Raw genomic sequence first — 15,054 nt, forward strand, 5'->3', positions numbered from 1 at the left:
ATACCATTTGACAAGGGCTCGAATCGATATGCGAGGATTGTAGAGGGAGGATTTTTTGATGGACTTGTCAAAACGCGAAAAGTTGACTATTTTACTCGATCAACTGCAGCTTGACGCAGCCGCAGTTGATACCTATTTTCAGAATGCTGTCCTCGAGAAACTCGAAGTATATAAAAAATCGAAAGTCTGGCATTTTCATATTAGTCTGGAAAAGCCTCTGCCATTTGCGGTATACCAGGATTTTTTAAATAACATAGGTGAAACTTTCAAGCAAGTTGCCAAAACGGATTTAACCGTTATTTGCGGTGATGACAATTATACAGAAGAACTGTTAATGCCTTATTGGAAACACTTCGCCAATCAGACTGCTTTGGGTTTACCTGCGTATAAAGATCTTTTGTTAAGCAGTAAACCTTGTCTTCACTCCGAGAAATGGGTGCTTTCTGTTCGTAATGAAATGGAAGCAGGCATAATAAAGAAAAAGCTGAATGACCCGTTTCGGGACTATATGAAAAAAGCAGGACTAGGTTCAGTGTTGTTTGATATTGAAGTGATAGAGAATGATAAGTTGATGGTGGAATTCAAAGAAAAAACAGCGCTTGAAGATAAGCAAATTATTATGAAAACCGTACAGGAAAAAGAAAAGCGTGAACAGAACAGACAGGACGCAGCTGATAACAAGCCACTTGTAATCGGCTATAATATTCCTGATGAACCAGTATCAATGGAAACAATTCAAGAAGAGGAACGAAGAATAACGGTTCAAGGATATGTGTTTGATTCTGAAATCCGTAAACTTCGTTCTGGAAGAAGTCTACTGATTGCTAAGGTTACAGACTATACTGACTCTTTGCAGATCAAAATGTTCTCAAAAGATGATGACGATGCAGCAACTTTTGAAAACGTCCGAAAAGGTATGTGGATTAAAGCACGCGGAAGTATTCAGACCGATATGTATACAAATGAGCTCGCAATGATGGCGAATGATATGCAGGAAGTAAAAGTGGATTCAAGACGCGATGAAGCACCTGAAGATGAGAAACGTGTTGAATTGCATGCACATACAACGATGAGCCAGCTTGATGCTGTTACAACTCCTGGCAGGCTAATTGAACAGGCAGCTAAATGGGGGCATCCAGCAGTTGCTATTACAGATCATGGGGGCGTACAAGGTTTTCCTGAAGCATTTGCCACAGGAAAAAAGCATGGAATCAAGGTGCTTTATGGTTTGGAGGCGAATCTTGTCGATGATGGCGTCCCCATAGCATACAATGTACAAGATTTGGAACTTGATACAGCTGTTTACGTTGTATTTGACGTTGAGACGACAGGTCTTTCTGCAGTCTATGATACGATTATTGAATTAGCTGGAGTAAAGATTCAAAATGGCGAAATCATTGACCGTTTTGAGAGCTTTGCTAATCCCCACCACCCGCTCTCTGAAACGACGACTAGACTTACAGGGATTACGGATGAAATGGTACAAGATGCACCTGAAATCGATGATGTTTTAAAGCAATTTCATGCATGGACAGAAGGAACGATACTAGTAGCTCACAACGCAACTTTTGATATCGGTTTTCTGAATGCAGGCTATAAGCGCATTGATTACCCAAAAATCACACAGCCAGGAATGGATACATTGGAGCTGGCTCGCTTTCTCGTACCAGAGCTTCGAAATCATCGATTGAACACTTTGTGTAAACATTTTGACATAGAACTGACACAGCATCACCGAGCGATCTATGATGCTGAGGCTACTGGATATTTAATGGTGAAACTTGTCAAAATGCTCACTGAGAAAGATATTCATAATCATAAGGATTTGAACCGCCATATGGGAGAGGGGAATGCCTACCAGCGTTCGCGTCCTTTCCATTGTGTTTTACTTGCTCAGAACGATATTGGGCTTAAGAATATTTATAAGCTTGTATCCTATTCCAACATTCATTATTTTTATCGAGTACCGCGAATACCGCGATCTGTGCTTGAAAAATACCGCGAAGGAATTATAATCGGAACAGCTTGTGATCAAGGTGAAGTGTTTGAAACGATGATGCAGAAGTCTGCTGAAGAAGCAGAAAACGTCGCAGAATTCTATGATTATATAGAAGTTCAGCCACCGGCGAACTATTCACACCTAATAGAGAAGGACTTAGTACAGAACGAAGCCCAGATTCTAGATATTATCAGGAAGATTGTCGAGCTTGGAAAAAGGATTGGCAAACCAGTTGTTGCTACAGGGAATGTTCATTATATAGAAGATCATGATAAGATTTACCGTCAGATTTTAATTGCGTCCCAAGCGGGCAATCCACTTAATCGCGTCACATTGCCTGACACACCTTTCCGAACAACGAATGAAATGCTTGATGCATTTCAATTTTTGGGAGAAGAAACTGCAAAGGAAATTGTCGTTACCAACTCCAGGCTTGTAGCTGATTGGGTTGAAGATGTTTCGCCAATCAAGGATGAGTTGTTCACACCAAAAATTGAAGGAGCGGAAGAAGAAATCCGCACACTCAGTTATGACAGAGCAAAGAAGATCTATGGGGAAGATATTCCGCAAATTGTCATTGACCGCCTTGAAAAGGAACTCTCGAGTATCATAGATAACGGTTTTGCGGTAATCTATCTCATCTCTCATAAGCTTGTAAAGAAATCACTTGATGATGGATATCTTGTCGGATCACGAGGTTCAGTCGGTTCTTCTCTTGTTGCAACAATGACGGAAATTACTGAGGTAAATCCTTTGCCAGCACATTATATTTGCACGGAATGTCATTATAATGAATTCATTACGGATGGCTCATATGCCAGCGGCTTTGACTTGCCTGATAAAGATTGCCCGAACTGCGGAAACGCCCTGAAGAAAGACGGACAAGACATTCCGTTTGAGACATTCCTTGGATTTAAAGGCGACAAAGTGCCGGATATTGATTTGAACTTCTCAGGGGAATACCAACCGAATGCTCATAACTATACAAAAGAACTATTTGGAGAAGACTATGTCTATCGTGCAGGAACAATTGGTACAATAGCAGAGAAGACAGCTTATGGTTATGTGAAAGGCTATGCGTCAGATAAAAGCCTTATTATGAAAAATGCTGAAGTTGACAGGCTTGTGAAGGGCTGTACTGGAGTAAAAAGAACGACAGGGCAGCATCCTGGTGGAATCATTGTTGTACCAAGCGATAAAGAAATCTATGACTTTACACCAATCCAGTTCCCTGCTGATGACAGGAACAGTGAATGGCGAACGACGCATTTCGACTTTCACTCCATTGACAGTAATTTGCTTAAGCTAGATATACTTGGTCACGATGATCCGACCGTAATTCGCATGCTTCAGGACCTTTCCGGAATGGATCCACAAACGATACCAACTGATGACAAAGAAGTTATGAAGATTTTTTCAGGAACAGAATCTCTTGGTATCACCCCAGACCAGATTGGGTGTAAGACCGGAACGCTAGGTGTACCTGAATTTGGTACTCGATTTGTTCGTCAAATGCTCGAGGAGACAAAACCTTCAACATTTGCTGAACTTGTCATTATTTCTGGACTTTCTCACGGGACCGATGTATGGCTCGGAAACGCACAGGAATTGATCAATAATGGTATTTGCGAAATCGGTGATGTTATCGGTTGCCGGGATGATATTATGGTTTACCTCATGCATAAGGGTCTCGAAGCTTCACTTGCGTTTAAGATCATGGAGTTTGTGCGTAAAGGAAAAGGGCTTCAAGATGAGTGGATTGTGGAAATGAAGAAGCATGGGGTTCCAGACTGGTATATCGATTCATGTCAGAAAATCAAATATATGTTCCCGAAGGCGCATGCTGTAGCCTATGTATTGATGGCAGTTCGAATTGCCTATTTCAAAGTACATCATCCCATTTTATTTTATGCTGCATATTTCACTGTCCGTGCAGCAGACTTTGAATTAGATACAATGTGCAAAGGGGCAGACGCAATTCGCAAAAGGATTAAAGAGATTGAAATGAAAGGCAATGACGCAGCGCCTAAGGAAAAGACCCTTCTAACGGTGCTTGAGATTTCTCTTGAGATGGTTGAAAGAGGGTTCTCATTCCAGAAAGTCGATTTGTACAGATCAAGTGCTTCGGAGTTTATTGTTGAAGGAGATACTTTAATACCGCCTTTTAATGCAATTGATGGATTAGGCACAAATGCGGCGATTAATATCGTAAATGCTCGTGAAAACGGGGAGTTTTTGTCTAAAGAGGATTTGCGAGAGCGAAGCCGTATATCTAAAACAGTACTTGAATATATGGACCAGCATGGCTGTCTTGAGGGAATGGAAGAAAAAAACCAGCTTTCACTGTTTTGACAGGCTGGCAGCTCGCTGATTTATTATGAAAGAAGGGTTCGAATTGGAATTCGACAAGAAACATATTGAAGAATTTAAACAGTTCCTCGTTGATAATAAGGAACACTTTGATGAAGAGCTGCTCAACAAAGCAAAAAATGTACGTGATAAAATTGAAGAAATTCGTTTAATCGGCAACATCCATCTAATCAGCAACGCGCATAAGCTTGTAAATCTCGTCCTTGATGACAAGCGAGAGGAGCTTGTCAGCTTTGCACAGATAGAAGGCGTTGCCTGGGCCGGTTCGGAATTGACACTTGAATTGAAACTTGAGTGGATTCAGTCGATTCGCAGCACATTGTGGAATTTCTTGCATCGTTTTGATGAGCTGAGTGAAGAAGTAATTGATATAAATCAGGTATATGAAATGGGTAATCGGGTAAATGGGATGATTGATCAGTTCCTTCGAGGATTCTTTGTAAGCTACTCGACTTATAAGGATAATCTGATTGCTCATCAGAAAAAGCTTGTGAATCATCTATCAGTCCCAATAATCCCTATTGCCGAGACGGTTAGTGTTATTCCACTGATTGGTACGATTGATTTGGGACGAGCAAGAATCATTGAAGAAAAAATACTTATGGAAATCAGCAAAAAGCGTATTACTCTACTGTTCTTCGACCTCTCTGGAATAGCGGAAGTAGAAGAGGATACGATGCATCATTTGCTGAACATACTCAGGGGTGTTGAGATGATGGGATGCCACCCTGTTATTACAGGTCTGCAGCCTAAAATAGTACAAACTATTTTACGTGAAGGACTTGATTCAGGCCTGCATGCAGAGACTAAGGCATCACTACAACAGGCATTGAAAGATCATCTTACCGTGAACTTATGGGCTGATAACAAGGATAGATAAGCCAATCCGCGTTTCTTGCAAGAGCTGGGAGACTATGTTATAGTTGCTTTGGTAAGCATTGCCGTATCGGCAAAAGAGCGGGTCTCCCCGCACTTTCTTATAAGAATTGAGATTCCCTTGCCTTGTGTTCCGGCAGGGGTTTTATATTGAGTGCATTCAATTAACTGAAAAATGATCATTGAATTGGCATCAGAGGAGGTATCCGATATTGAGTTCCGAAGCAGTCAAAATAACAGAAGAGCTGGCAAGGCCCATCGTCGAATCACTTAGCCTTGAACTTGTTGATGTTGAATACGTAAAGGAAGGAAGCAACTGGTTCCTGCGTGTTTATATTGATAAAGAAGGAGGAGTTGAGATTGACGAATGCGGTCTGGTATCTGAAAAGTTGAGTGCCAAACTTGACGAACTGGATCCAATCAAGGATGCTTATTTCCTTGAAGTCTCCTCTCCAGGGGCCGAACGCCCTTTGAAGACAAAAGCGGATATCGCTAACCATGTCGGCTCTTATGTAAATATTAAACTTTACGAAAAAATTGACGGCGATAAAGAATTCGAAGGTACGATTAAATCGTTTGAAAATGATATTCTGACACTTGAATATAAAGTGAAGACACGTAAAAAGGAACTTAGTGTTCCATATGATAAGATCGCGAAGGCAAGACTTGCCATAGCATTTTAAGGGGGAACAAAGATCGTGAGCAGCCAGCTTTTTGACGCGATTGATTATTTGGAAAAGGAAAAAGGCATTTCAAAAACAGTACTTATAGAGGCACTTGAAGCAGCGTTGATTTCTGCATATAAAAAGAACTTCAAATCCGCTACAAATGTTCGAGTCGACATTGACGAGAAAGCAGGTACAATGCGTCTCTTCTCACGCAAGACGGTTGTCGATGAAATTGAAGATGACCAGAACGAGATTACCGTTGAGGAAGCTCGGAAAGTGGACCCTAATTATGAAGTGGATGACGTGCTTGAAGTGGAAGTAACGCCGAAAGACTTTGGCCGAATTGCTGCTCAGGCTGCCAAGCAAGTAGTGACCCAGCGTGTTCGTGAAGCTGAGCGCGGTGTCATTTTCAGCGAATATGCCGACCGTGAAGACGATGTCATGACAGGTATCGTTTCTCGCAAGGATAATCGTTTCATCTATGTGAATTTGGGCAAGATTGAAGCGAAACTTGCTGAATCAGAACAAATCCCTACTGAAACATATGAAGTACATGATCGTTTGAAGGTCTATGTAACAAAAGTGGAAAACACAAACAAGGGGCCACAAATTTATATTTCCCGCTCACATCCAGGGCTATTGAAACGTCTTTTTGAGATGGAAGTGCCTGAGATTTATGATGGTACTGTAGAGATCAAGTCAATTGCCCGCGAAGCAGGAGACAGATCCAAAATCTCTGTATATGCTGCGGATGCGGAAATTGATCCGGTCGGTTCATGTGTCGGTCAAAAAGGACAGCGTGTCCAAGCGATTGTCAATGAGCTTAAAGGTGAGAAGATAGATATCGTTGAATGGTCGGAAGATCCGATTATTTATGTTTCCAATGCGCTTAGTCCTTCAAAGGTGCTTAAAGTCATCGTCGATGAAGAGGAAAAGGCGACAACTGTCATTGTTCCTGATTTCCAGCTTTCTCTAGCAATCGGAAAACGTGGACAGAACGCTAGACTGGCTGCAAAGCTGACTGGATGGAAAATTGATATCAAGAGTGAGACGGAGGCCCGTGAAGCCGGTCTTTTTGATGATAATGATGTTATTATTGAAGAAAAAACGGCCGAGGAAGACGGAAATCGTCAAGAAGACGACTTTTTGTTCTAAAGGGAGGCGTCCTGATTGAAAACTAGAAAAGTACCACTTCGCAAATGTGTCGCAACAAATGAAATGAAACCTAAGCAGGAATTAATTCGTGTCGTCCGAAATAAAGAAGGCGAGATATCTGTAGATCCAACTGGTAAGAAGAACGGCCGCGGTGCCTATATATCACTTAATGAGACAGCGATAGACAAGGCCGAAAAGGGAGATATTTTGCAGAAGCATCTTAACAATGAAATCCCATCTCATATTTATGAGGAATTGCGGGAACTTGCCAGGAAACATGCCGATGCATAATCGTTACTTGAACATGCTTGGGCTCGCCTTACGAGCGGGGAAAGTTTCGCTCGGCGAAGAGACTATTGTTAAGGATATCCAGCAACGTAAGGCAAAACTCGTCATCATTGCAAATGATACAGGCAGGCAGACAATGAAAAAACTGACTGACAAATGTACTTATTACAACATACCTTGGAAGATTGCCGGGAACCGGGATGAACTTTCGGGAGCAATCGGTAAATCGGGAAGGGTTGCTATAGCCATCCTCGATGATGGGTTTGCCAGGAAGATCGAATCCATGCTGGAGTGAATAATTCGGGGGTGAACGTATGAGCAAGATGAGAATTTACGAATATGCAAAGCAGCATAACAAGACGTCCAAAGAGACGATTGAGAAACTGCGCAACCTAAATTTTGAAATCTCCAACCATATGGCAGTAATCACCGATGACATGATCAACAAGCTTGAAGAAAAACCTTCCGAAAAAGCAACTAAGCAAACCACACCGGAGAGCAAGGAAAAACAAAAAATGGGGAGTTCGAATAATAACGTGAAACAGGATCCTAATAAAGCAAAACCTAACCAAAACAATTCAAAAAAGCCAACTAAAGGCAAGCCACAGCGTAATCAGAATAAAGGAGCAAGAGGAAAGCAGCAACGTCCTCAGCAGCCTGTTGTGAAGAAAGAGACACCGAAAGAAATTACTTACAGCGGCGTGCTCACAGTAGGCGATCTTGCTGAAAAGTTGAATAAAGACGCATCTGAAATCATTAAAAAATTGCTTTTCCTTGGTGTTATGGCGACGAAAAACCAAGATTTGGATGACGATGCAGTTGAACTAATCTGCAGTGAATATGAGGTCGAAGCACATAAAGAAATCATCCTTGAAGATACAGATTTTGATAAGTATATCAAGGAAGATAAGCCAGCTGATCTTGTAGAACGTCCGGCTGTCGTAACAATCATGGGACACGTTGACCACGGAAAAACAACTTTGCTTGATTCTATCCGCAACACGAAAGTAACGGCAGGAGAAGCTGGTGGAATTACACAGCATATCGGTGCCTATCAAGCTGAGCGGAACGGTAAGAAAATCACTTTCCTAGATACCCCGGGACATGCTGCTTTCACAAGCATGCGTTCACGAGGCGCGCAAATCACGGATATCGCAATTCTTGTTGTTGCTGCAGATGATGGTGTTATGCCACAGACGGTTGAAGCGATCAACCACGCAAAAGCGGCAGAAGTTCCAATCATCGTTGCGGTTAACAAAATCGATAAAGAGTCGGCAAATCCTGATCGTGTTATGCAGGAATTGACTGAATATGAACTCGTTCCTGAAGATTGGGGCGGCAGTACGATTTTCGTTAACTTGTCAGCACTTAAAGACGAAGGAATCGATGATTTGCTTGAAATGATCCTACTTGTTGCTGAAGTGGAAGAGTTGAAAGCAAACCCTAACAAGGCAGCATTTGGTACTGTAATTGATGCACAGCTTGATAAGGGTCGTGGCTCCGTTGCGAGCCTTCTCGTTCAGGACGGTACACTTCAAGTAGGTGATTCAATTGTTGTCGGTAACACATTTGGGCGTGTCCGAGCTATGGTCAGCGATATCGGCAAGCGTGTTCAAAAAGCTGGACCTTCTACACCTGTAGAGATTACCGGTCTTAATGACGTACCTCAGGCAGGCGATCAGTTCCTCGTGTTCAAGGATGAGAAAAAAGCCCGCCAAATTGGTGAAGCTAGACAGCAAAATTACATCGTTGAAAACCGCAGTGAACAGACTAAGGTGAGCCTTGATGACTTGTTTGAACATATCAAGCAAGGGGAAATGAAAGAAATCAATATTATCATCAAAGCAGATGTACAGGGTTCTGCTGAGGCATTGGCTGGCTCTCTTCGTAAAATAGATGTGGAAGGCGTTAAAATCAAGATCATCCACTCTGGAGTAGGGGCAATCACTGAATCCGACGTTATTCTAGCTTCAGCTTCAAGCGCTATCATCATTGGTTTTAACGTTCGACCAGATGCCAATGCGAAAAAGGCTGCAGAATCTGAACAAGTTGATATGCGTCTGCATCGTATCATCTACAAGGCGATCGAAGAAATCGAAGCAGCAATGAAAGGCATGCTTGACCCTGAGTATGAAGAGAAGGTAATTGGGCAGGCTGAAGTAAGAGAAACATTTAAAGTTTCCAAAATCGGAACAATTGCCGGATGCTATGTTACAGATGGTAAAATCACACGTTCTTCCAGCATTCGTCTGATTCGAAATGGCATTGTCCAGTATGAAGGTGAAATCGATACTTTGAAGCGCTTCAAGGATGATGTTAAAGAAGTAGCTCAAGGTTATGAATGTGGGATTACAATCGAGAATTACAACGACCTAAAAGAAGGCGATGTCATTGAAGCATTCATCATGGTTGAAATTGAGCGCAAATGATTTTGAGTGCAGAGGTTGAATGTATTCTTTATGATGGTCATTCCCTTAAAGAAAAACGTTCTGTCCTCAAGCCGATGGTGACCAGGCTCCGGCAACGGTATAACATCTCCATTGCCGAGTTGGATCACCATGATGTATGGCAGAGGACAAAGCTTGGTATTGCCGTTGTAGCAAATGAGCAAGTACATGCTGAACAGGTTATGCAGCGAGTGCTTGCTGAAATCGATGAAAATACTGAGCTTGAGCGTACTATCACAAACATTGAATTTGTCTGAAAAAGAGAAAAGCCCGAGGTGTTCTATTATGAGCGAATTGCGGTCACACCGTGTAGCTGAGCAGATGAAAAAGGAACTCGGAGATATTCTTTCGAGAAAAATTAAAGACCCGCGTGTTGGCTTTGTTACTGTGACGGATGTTGAAGTAACAGGCGATCTTCAGCAAGCTAAGGTTTTTATCTCTGTTCTTGGTGATGATAGAAAGAAGCAGGATACGCTGCTTGGTCTTGCTAAAGCAAAAGGATTTATCCGTTCGGAAATTGGGAAGCGGATTCGTTTGCGGAAAACGCCGGAACTCATTTTTGAATTTGATGAGGCGTTTGAATATGGCAATCGGATTGAGGGCATTCTGCGTGATTTAAATAATTGATTGAGTCTGGCCCGTCTAATGGCGGGGCAGGCTTTTCCTTGTTTGCAAGATCTTCTTGATTGGAGGGGAAACGATGGATGGTATTTTGCCGCTTTGGAAACCGGTTGGTATGACATCCCATGATTGTGTTATAAAAATGCGCAAATTGTTTAAGATGAAAAAAGTAGGACATACAGGAACACTTGACCCAGATGCAGAAGGGGTCCTGCCGATTTGTTTTGGACAAGCAACAAAAATCGTACCTTTTTTAACAGATACAAAAAAAACATACATAGCTGCGTTGCGAATTGGACGCTCTACAGAGACTGAAGATGCATCTGGTGCTACTGTTGAAGAAAAAGAAGTTACAAAGTTGCCGGGCAGAGAGGAAATTGAACATGTCCTTAAACGGTTCACTGGTGCTATTGTTCAGATTCCACCAATGTACTCCGCAGTAAAGGTTAATGGAAAGAAACTGTATGAATATGCTCGGGCTGGTTTACCGGTTGAGCGACCAAGCCGTACTGTACATATAGATTCATTGCATATTGTGCCACACCCACTTGAAGGTAAAGACTGCTTTGGACTGGAAATCATGTGTAGCAAGGGCACGTACATACGCACATTATGTGTTGATATTGGGAAAGAGCTCGGCTATCCGGCACATATGGCTGCTTTGGAGCGAACTCAAACAGGCGATTTTGGAAAAACGGATGCAGTGACATTTGCTATGCTTGAGGAAGCTGCCGCTGAAAATCGGCTCGAGGATTTTCTGTTGCCAATGGAGCGAGGAATATCTCATCTCCCGCGAATTGAGGTCAATGATGAGACCTGTATACGTGTGAAGTTTGGCCAAAAGCTTCCGCGGCCTGATAGTGAATTGCCGAAAAGTCCCTTCCTGATGACCCATAATGATCAGGTATTAGCCGTTTATGAAGAGAATCAGAAAAATGAGCGTGAAATTAGACCTGTTCGGGTATTTACAGAAGAGCAGAAAAGCAGGTGATAACAATGCGAACGATACAAATCAGCTATCCGCTTTCAACCGATCATTGTGAATTTCCAGAAGTAGTGGCTGCAATTGGTTTTTTTGACGGAATACATAAAGGGCATCAAAAGGTAATTGGAAAAGCTGTCGACAGAGCAAATGAGCTTGGCTTATTAAGCGCTGTCATTTCCTTTCATCCGCATCCTTCGGCAATTCTCAATGCAAAAAGCAGAGAAGTCCGCTACATTACACCATTTGAAGAGAAAAAGAGAATTCTTGAATCAATGGGTGTTGACAACTTCTACGTCATTGAGTTTACGAAAGAATTGTCAGCTCTTTCCCCTGAACAATTTATAAGCGACTATATTGGCGGCTTGAATGTCCAAGAGCTTATAGCAGGATATGACTTTACATATGGTAAAAAAGGTGCAGGCAATATGAGAGAGCTTACAAAAAGGCAGGACCTTCCTTTTTCAGTCGACATGATTTCAGAACAGCAGGAAGATGGAGAGAAAATCAGTTCAACGAGAATCCGCAAGTTGCTCTCTGAAGGCATGATGGAGAAAGCAAATGACCTTCTTGGAAGGCCTTTTGTTATAAGCGGTACTGTCATTCATGGTTCTAAACGCGGGCGTGAGCTCGGCTGGAGAACAGCAAACATGTTTGTGGAAAATGATGTTTTGTTGCCTCGCAAAGGTGTTTATGCTGTAAAGGTGCTCTATGCGGATAAAACATTTTATGGCATGGCAAGCCTTGGTTACAATCCAACATTCCAATATGACAATCCGGATATCAGGATGGAAGTCCATATTTTTGATTTTCAAAAAGAAATCTACGGAGAGCAAATCACAGTTGAATGGCATCGGTATATTCGCGATGAAATGAAGTTCTCAAATATTGATGAACTGATTGCAAGAATTGCGGAAGATGAAGAAATCATCAGGGCATATTTTGCTAAGAAGTAAAACGGTTTCCGCTTGCAATTTGAACCGAAAAGCGTTAATCTTATTTAGGTGAACCTTCGCTTGGCAAGTCGAGACTCCGACGCTTGCTAGGGGACAGGGGATAATCAAAATTTTCAGGAGGTGGGCCAAATGGCCATCACTAAGGAACGTAAGAATGAAATTATCAACGAATACAAAGTGCACGATACTGATACTGGATCTCCAGAAGTACAGATCGCTGTACTTACAGAAGAAATCACAACTTTGAACGAACACCTTCGTGTTCACAAAAAAGACCACCACTCACGCCGCGGTCTTTTGAAAATGGTCGGTAAGCGCCGCAACTTGCTTAACTACCTTCGTAATAGCGATGTTACACGCTACCGCGAATTGATTAAGCGCCTAGGCCTTCGTCGATAAGTTTTTACCGAAAAAAGCAGGAGTCTATCCTGCTTTTTTCATACTGGATATTAATCACTTACATAAATTTTGCATAATGACGCATTAACTATACAAAGAGAATATGGCTGATTGAAAGGAGACCCGAAAATGGCAGAAGAAGGAAAACGCGTGTTTTCAACTGAGATTGCCGGCAAGTCTTTTATCGTGGAAACGGGCGAACTTGCCAAGCAAGCTAGCGGAGCTGTCATGGTCCGCTACGGAGATACATCTGTACTATCAGTAGCAACAGCATCAAAGGAACCGAAAGATTTGCCGTTTTTCCCGCTTACAGTGAACTATGAAGAAAAGCTGTATGCAGTTGGTAAGATTCCTGGCGGGTTCATCAAGCGTGAAGGCCGTCCAAGTGAAAAAGCAATATTAACATCACGTATGATTGACAGACCAATTCGTCCGCTTTTCCCGGATGGTTTTCGTAATGAAGTCCAGGTGATAAGCACAGTAATGAGCGTTGATCAGGACTGTTCATCTGAGATTGCTGCAATGATTGGTTCTTCTATCGCACTGTCAATTTCTGATATTCCATTTGAACAGCCGATTGCTGGCGTTCATGTTGGACGTGTAGAAGGACAGTTTGTCATTAACCCAACAGTTGAACAACAAGAGAAAACAGATATGGAATTGACTGTTGCTGGTACAAAATCTGCAATTAACATGGTTGAAGCAGAAGCGAATGAAGTACCAGAAGATGTCATGCTCGAAGCAATCATGTTTGGACATGAAGAGATTGCACGTCTTGTCGCGTTCCAGGAAGAAATCGTCGAAGCGGTTGGTGTGACTAAACGTGAGGTAGCGCTATTTGAACTTGATGAAGACCTTCGTACATCGATTGAAGCTTCAGCAAAGGAAAAACTTGTCCAAGCCATTCAAGTAAAAGAGAAGCATGCTCGTGAAGATGCAATTTCAGAAGTGAAGAATGAAGTGCTAGCAACTTACGAAGATGCAGACGAACAAATTATTAAACAGGTAAAATCTATTCTAGACAAGATTGTTAAAGAAGAAGTACGTCGCCTGATTACAGAGGAAAAAGTACGTCCGGATGGCAGAAGTCCTGAAGAGATTCGCCCATTGTCCTCCCGCGTCCGTCTTTTGCCTCGTACCCATGGATCAGGTTTGTTCACACGTGGCCAGACACAGGTTCTTAGTGTCTGTACGTTAGGAGCATTGGGAGATGTACAGATTCTTGATGGTCTTGATCTTGAAGAGTCAAAACGTTTTATGCACCATTATAACTTCCCGCATTTCAGCGTTGGAGAAACAGGTCCAATTCGTGCGCCAGGACGTCGTGAGATTGGTCACGGAGCACTTGGTGAAAAGGCGCTTGAGAAAGTCATCCCTTCAGAAACAGATTTCCCTTATACAATCCGTGTTGTATCTGAAGTTTTAGAATCCAATGGTTCGTCATCTCAGGCGAGCATTTGTGCAAGTACTCTTGCAATGATGGATGCTGGAGTACCGATCAAAGCCCCTGTAGCAGGAATTGCCATGGGTCTTGTCAAAACAGGCAAAGACTATTCCATTCTTACAGATATTCAAGGAATGGAAGATGCACTCGGTGATATGGACTTCAAAGTTGCTGGTACAGCTAAAGGCGTAACTGCATTGCAGATGGATATTAAAATAGAAGGCCTTGACAAAGAAATTTTGGAAGAGGCATTGCAGCAAGCTAAAAAAGGCCGCATGCAAATTCTTGATTCCATGCTCGCTACAATCAGTGAACCTAATAAGGAACTCTCAAAATATGCTCCGAAAATCCTTACAATGAAAATCAATCCGGATAAAATCCGTGATGTTATTGGACCAAGTGGTAAACAAATCAACCAGATTATTGATGCCACTGGTGTTAAGATTGATATTGAACAGGATGGCAGTGTGTTTATCGCTTCTGCTGATTCAGAAATGAATAACAAGGCGAAGAAAATAATTGAAGACATTGTTCGTGAAGTCGAAGTTGGCGAAGTGTACAATGGTACAGTCAAACGCATTGAGAAGTTCGGTGCATTCGTTGAATTGTTCAAAGGAAAAGACGGTCTTGTGCATATTTCTGAACTGCAAGAAGAACGTACAAACAAAGTTGAAGATGTCGTTTCTATTGGTGACAAGATTGAAGTTAAAGTCAAAGAAATCGATAATCATGGCCGTGTCAACCTTTCCCGAAAAGTTCTTCTTAAAGAAGCGCGTGAAAAGGCAGAAAAGGCTGAGTCCAACAACTAATATAGCATGACCAAAAAAGGAGAAGCTGCTTGCAGTTTCT

At 42.2% G+C, this 15,054-nt stretch carries 13 protein-coding genes; all 13 read left to right on the forward strand.

The genetic code is table 11. The features are described 5' to 3' along the window. Nucleotides 1-58: 58 nt before the first annotated feature. The 13 genes from QR721_RS06215 (at nucleotide 59) to pnp (ending at nucleotide 15,014) form a co-directional block, all read left to right on the forward strand. Nucleotides 59-4,351 carry a PolC-type DNA polymerase III gene (locus QR721_RS06215; RefSeq protein WP_348029589.1) on the forward strand — a complete coding sequence of 1,431 codons (4,293 nt, stop codon included), beginning with the start codon at nucleotides 59-61 and terminating at the stop codon, nucleotides 4,349-4,351. Between the two features lie 43 nt (nucleotides 4,352-4,394). After that, entirely contained in the window at nucleotides 4,395-5,249 is an 855-nt protein-coding gene (locus tag QR721_RS06220) for an STAS domain-containing protein (RefSeq protein WP_348029590.1), read from the forward strand. Between the two features lie 208 nt (nucleotides 5,250-5,457). Continuing rightward, entirely contained in the window at nucleotides 5,458-5,928 is a 471-nt protein-coding gene (rimP, locus tag QR721_RS06225) for a ribosome maturation factor RimP (RefSeq protein ID WP_348029591.1), read from the forward strand. Between the two features lie 15 nt (nucleotides 5,929-5,943). Next, on the forward strand, nucleotides 5,944-7,068 hold the full coding sequence (gene nusA, locus QR721_RS06230; RefSeq protein WP_348029592.1) for a transcription termination factor NusA: 1,125 nt from the start codon (nucleotides 5,944-5,946) through the stop codon (nucleotides 7,066-7,068). 63 nt (nucleotides 7,069-7,131) lie between these two features. Beyond that, on the forward strand, nucleotides 7,132-7,359 hold the full coding sequence (rnpM, locus tag QR721_RS06235) for an RNase P modulator RnpM (protein WP_348029796.1): 228 nt from the start codon (nucleotides 7,132-7,134) through the stop codon (nucleotides 7,357-7,359). Next, on the forward strand, nucleotides 7,352-7,651 hold the full coding sequence (locus tag QR721_RS06240) for a YlxQ family RNA-binding protein (protein WP_348029593.1): 300 nt from the start codon (nucleotides 7,352-7,354) through the stop codon (nucleotides 7,649-7,651). Before rnpM ends, QR721_RS06240 begins: the two co-directional genes overlap by 8 nt. Before the next feature lie 19 nt (nucleotides 7,652-7,670). Further along, on the forward strand, nucleotides 7,671-9,785 hold the full coding sequence (gene infB / locus QR721_RS06245; protein ID WP_348029594.1) for a translation initiation factor IF-2: 2,115 nt from the start codon (nucleotides 7,671-7,673) through the stop codon (nucleotides 9,783-9,785). Next, a complete protein-coding gene (locus QR721_RS06250; RefSeq protein WP_348029595.1) occupies nucleotides 9,782-10,060 on the forward strand; it encodes a DUF503 domain-containing protein in 279 nt (92 codons plus the stop codon). The genes infB and QR721_RS06250 overlap by 4 nt, the downstream gene beginning before the upstream one ends. Before the next feature lie 28 nt (nucleotides 10,061-10,088). After that, nucleotides 10,089-10,430 carry a 30S ribosome-binding factor RbfA gene (gene rbfA, locus QR721_RS06255; protein ID WP_348029596.1) on the forward strand — a complete coding sequence of 114 codons (342 nt, stop codon included), beginning with the start codon at nucleotides 10,089-10,091 and terminating at the stop codon, nucleotides 10,428-10,430. Nucleotides 10,431-10,503: 73 nt separating this feature from the next. Continuing rightward, nucleotides 10,504-11,415 carry a tRNA pseudouridine(55) synthase TruB gene (gene truB, locus QR721_RS06260; RefSeq protein WP_348029597.1) on the forward strand — a complete coding sequence of 304 codons (912 nt, stop codon included), beginning with the start codon at nucleotides 10,504-10,506 and terminating at the stop codon, nucleotides 11,413-11,415. 5 nt (nucleotides 11,416-11,420) lie between these two features. Beyond that, the gene (locus QR721_RS06265; protein WP_348029598.1) at nucleotides 11,421-12,362 is read left to right on the forward strand and encodes a bifunctional riboflavin kinase/FAD synthetase; all 942 of its coding nucleotides are present in this window, start codon (nucleotides 11,421-11,423) and stop codon (nucleotides 12,360-12,362) included. Between the two features lie 129 nt (nucleotides 12,363-12,491). Further along, nucleotides 12,492-12,761, forward strand: coding sequence for a 30S ribosomal protein S15 (gene rpsO / locus QR721_RS06270; RefSeq protein ID WP_348029599.1), 270 nt, complete (start codon nucleotides 12,492-12,494; stop codon nucleotides 12,759-12,761). Between the two features lie 129 nt (nucleotides 12,762-12,890). Beyond that, a complete protein-coding gene (gene pnp / locus QR721_RS06275) occupies nucleotides 12,891-15,014 on the forward strand; it encodes a polyribonucleotide nucleotidyltransferase (RefSeq protein WP_348029600.1) in 2,124 nt (707 codons plus the stop codon). The last annotated feature ends 40 nt before the right edge of the window (nucleotides 15,015-15,054 follow it).

This window comes from Aciduricibacillus chroicocephali (genome assembly GCF_030762805.1).
GTDB classification, from domain to species: Bacteria; Bacillota; Bacilli; order Bacillales; family Amphibacillaceae; genus Aciduricibacillus; species Aciduricibacillus chroicocephali.

Coding starts and splice junctions, on each gene's coding strand:
- QR721_RS06215 (WP_348029589.1), top strand. CDS start 59: ATGGACTTGTCAAAACGCGAAAAGTTGACTATTTTACTCGATCAACTG.
- truB (WP_348029597.1), top strand. CDS start 10,504: ATGGATGGTATTTTGCCGCTTTGGAAACCGGTTGGTATGACATCCCAT.
- rpsO (WP_348029599.1), top strand. CDS start 12,492: ATGGCCATCACTAAGGAACGTAAGAATGAAATTATCAACGAATACAAA.
- QR721_RS06250 (WP_348029595.1), top strand. CDS start 9,782: ATGATTTTGAGTGCAGAGGTTGAATGTATTCTTTATGATGGTCATTCC.
- rnpM (WP_348029796.1), top strand. CDS start 7,132: ATGAAACCTAAGCAGGAATTAATTCGTGTCGTCCGAAATAAAGAAGGC.
- infB (WP_348029594.1), top strand. CDS start 7,671: ATGAGCAAGATGAGAATTTACGAATATGCAAAGCAGCATAACAAGACG.
- QR721_RS06265 (WP_348029598.1), top strand. CDS start 11,421: ATGCGAACGATACAAATCAGCTATCCGCTTTCAACCGATCATTGTGAA.
- pnp (WP_348029600.1), top strand. CDS start 12,891: ATGGCAGAAGAAGGAAAACGCGTGTTTTCAACTGAGATTGCCGGCAAG.
- rbfA (WP_348029596.1), top strand. CDS start 10,089: ATGAGCGAATTGCGGTCACACCGTGTAGCTGAGCAGATGAAAAAGGAA.
- QR721_RS06240 (WP_348029593.1), top strand. CDS start 7,352: ATGCATAATCGTTACTTGAACATGCTTGGGCTCGCCTTACGAGCGGGG.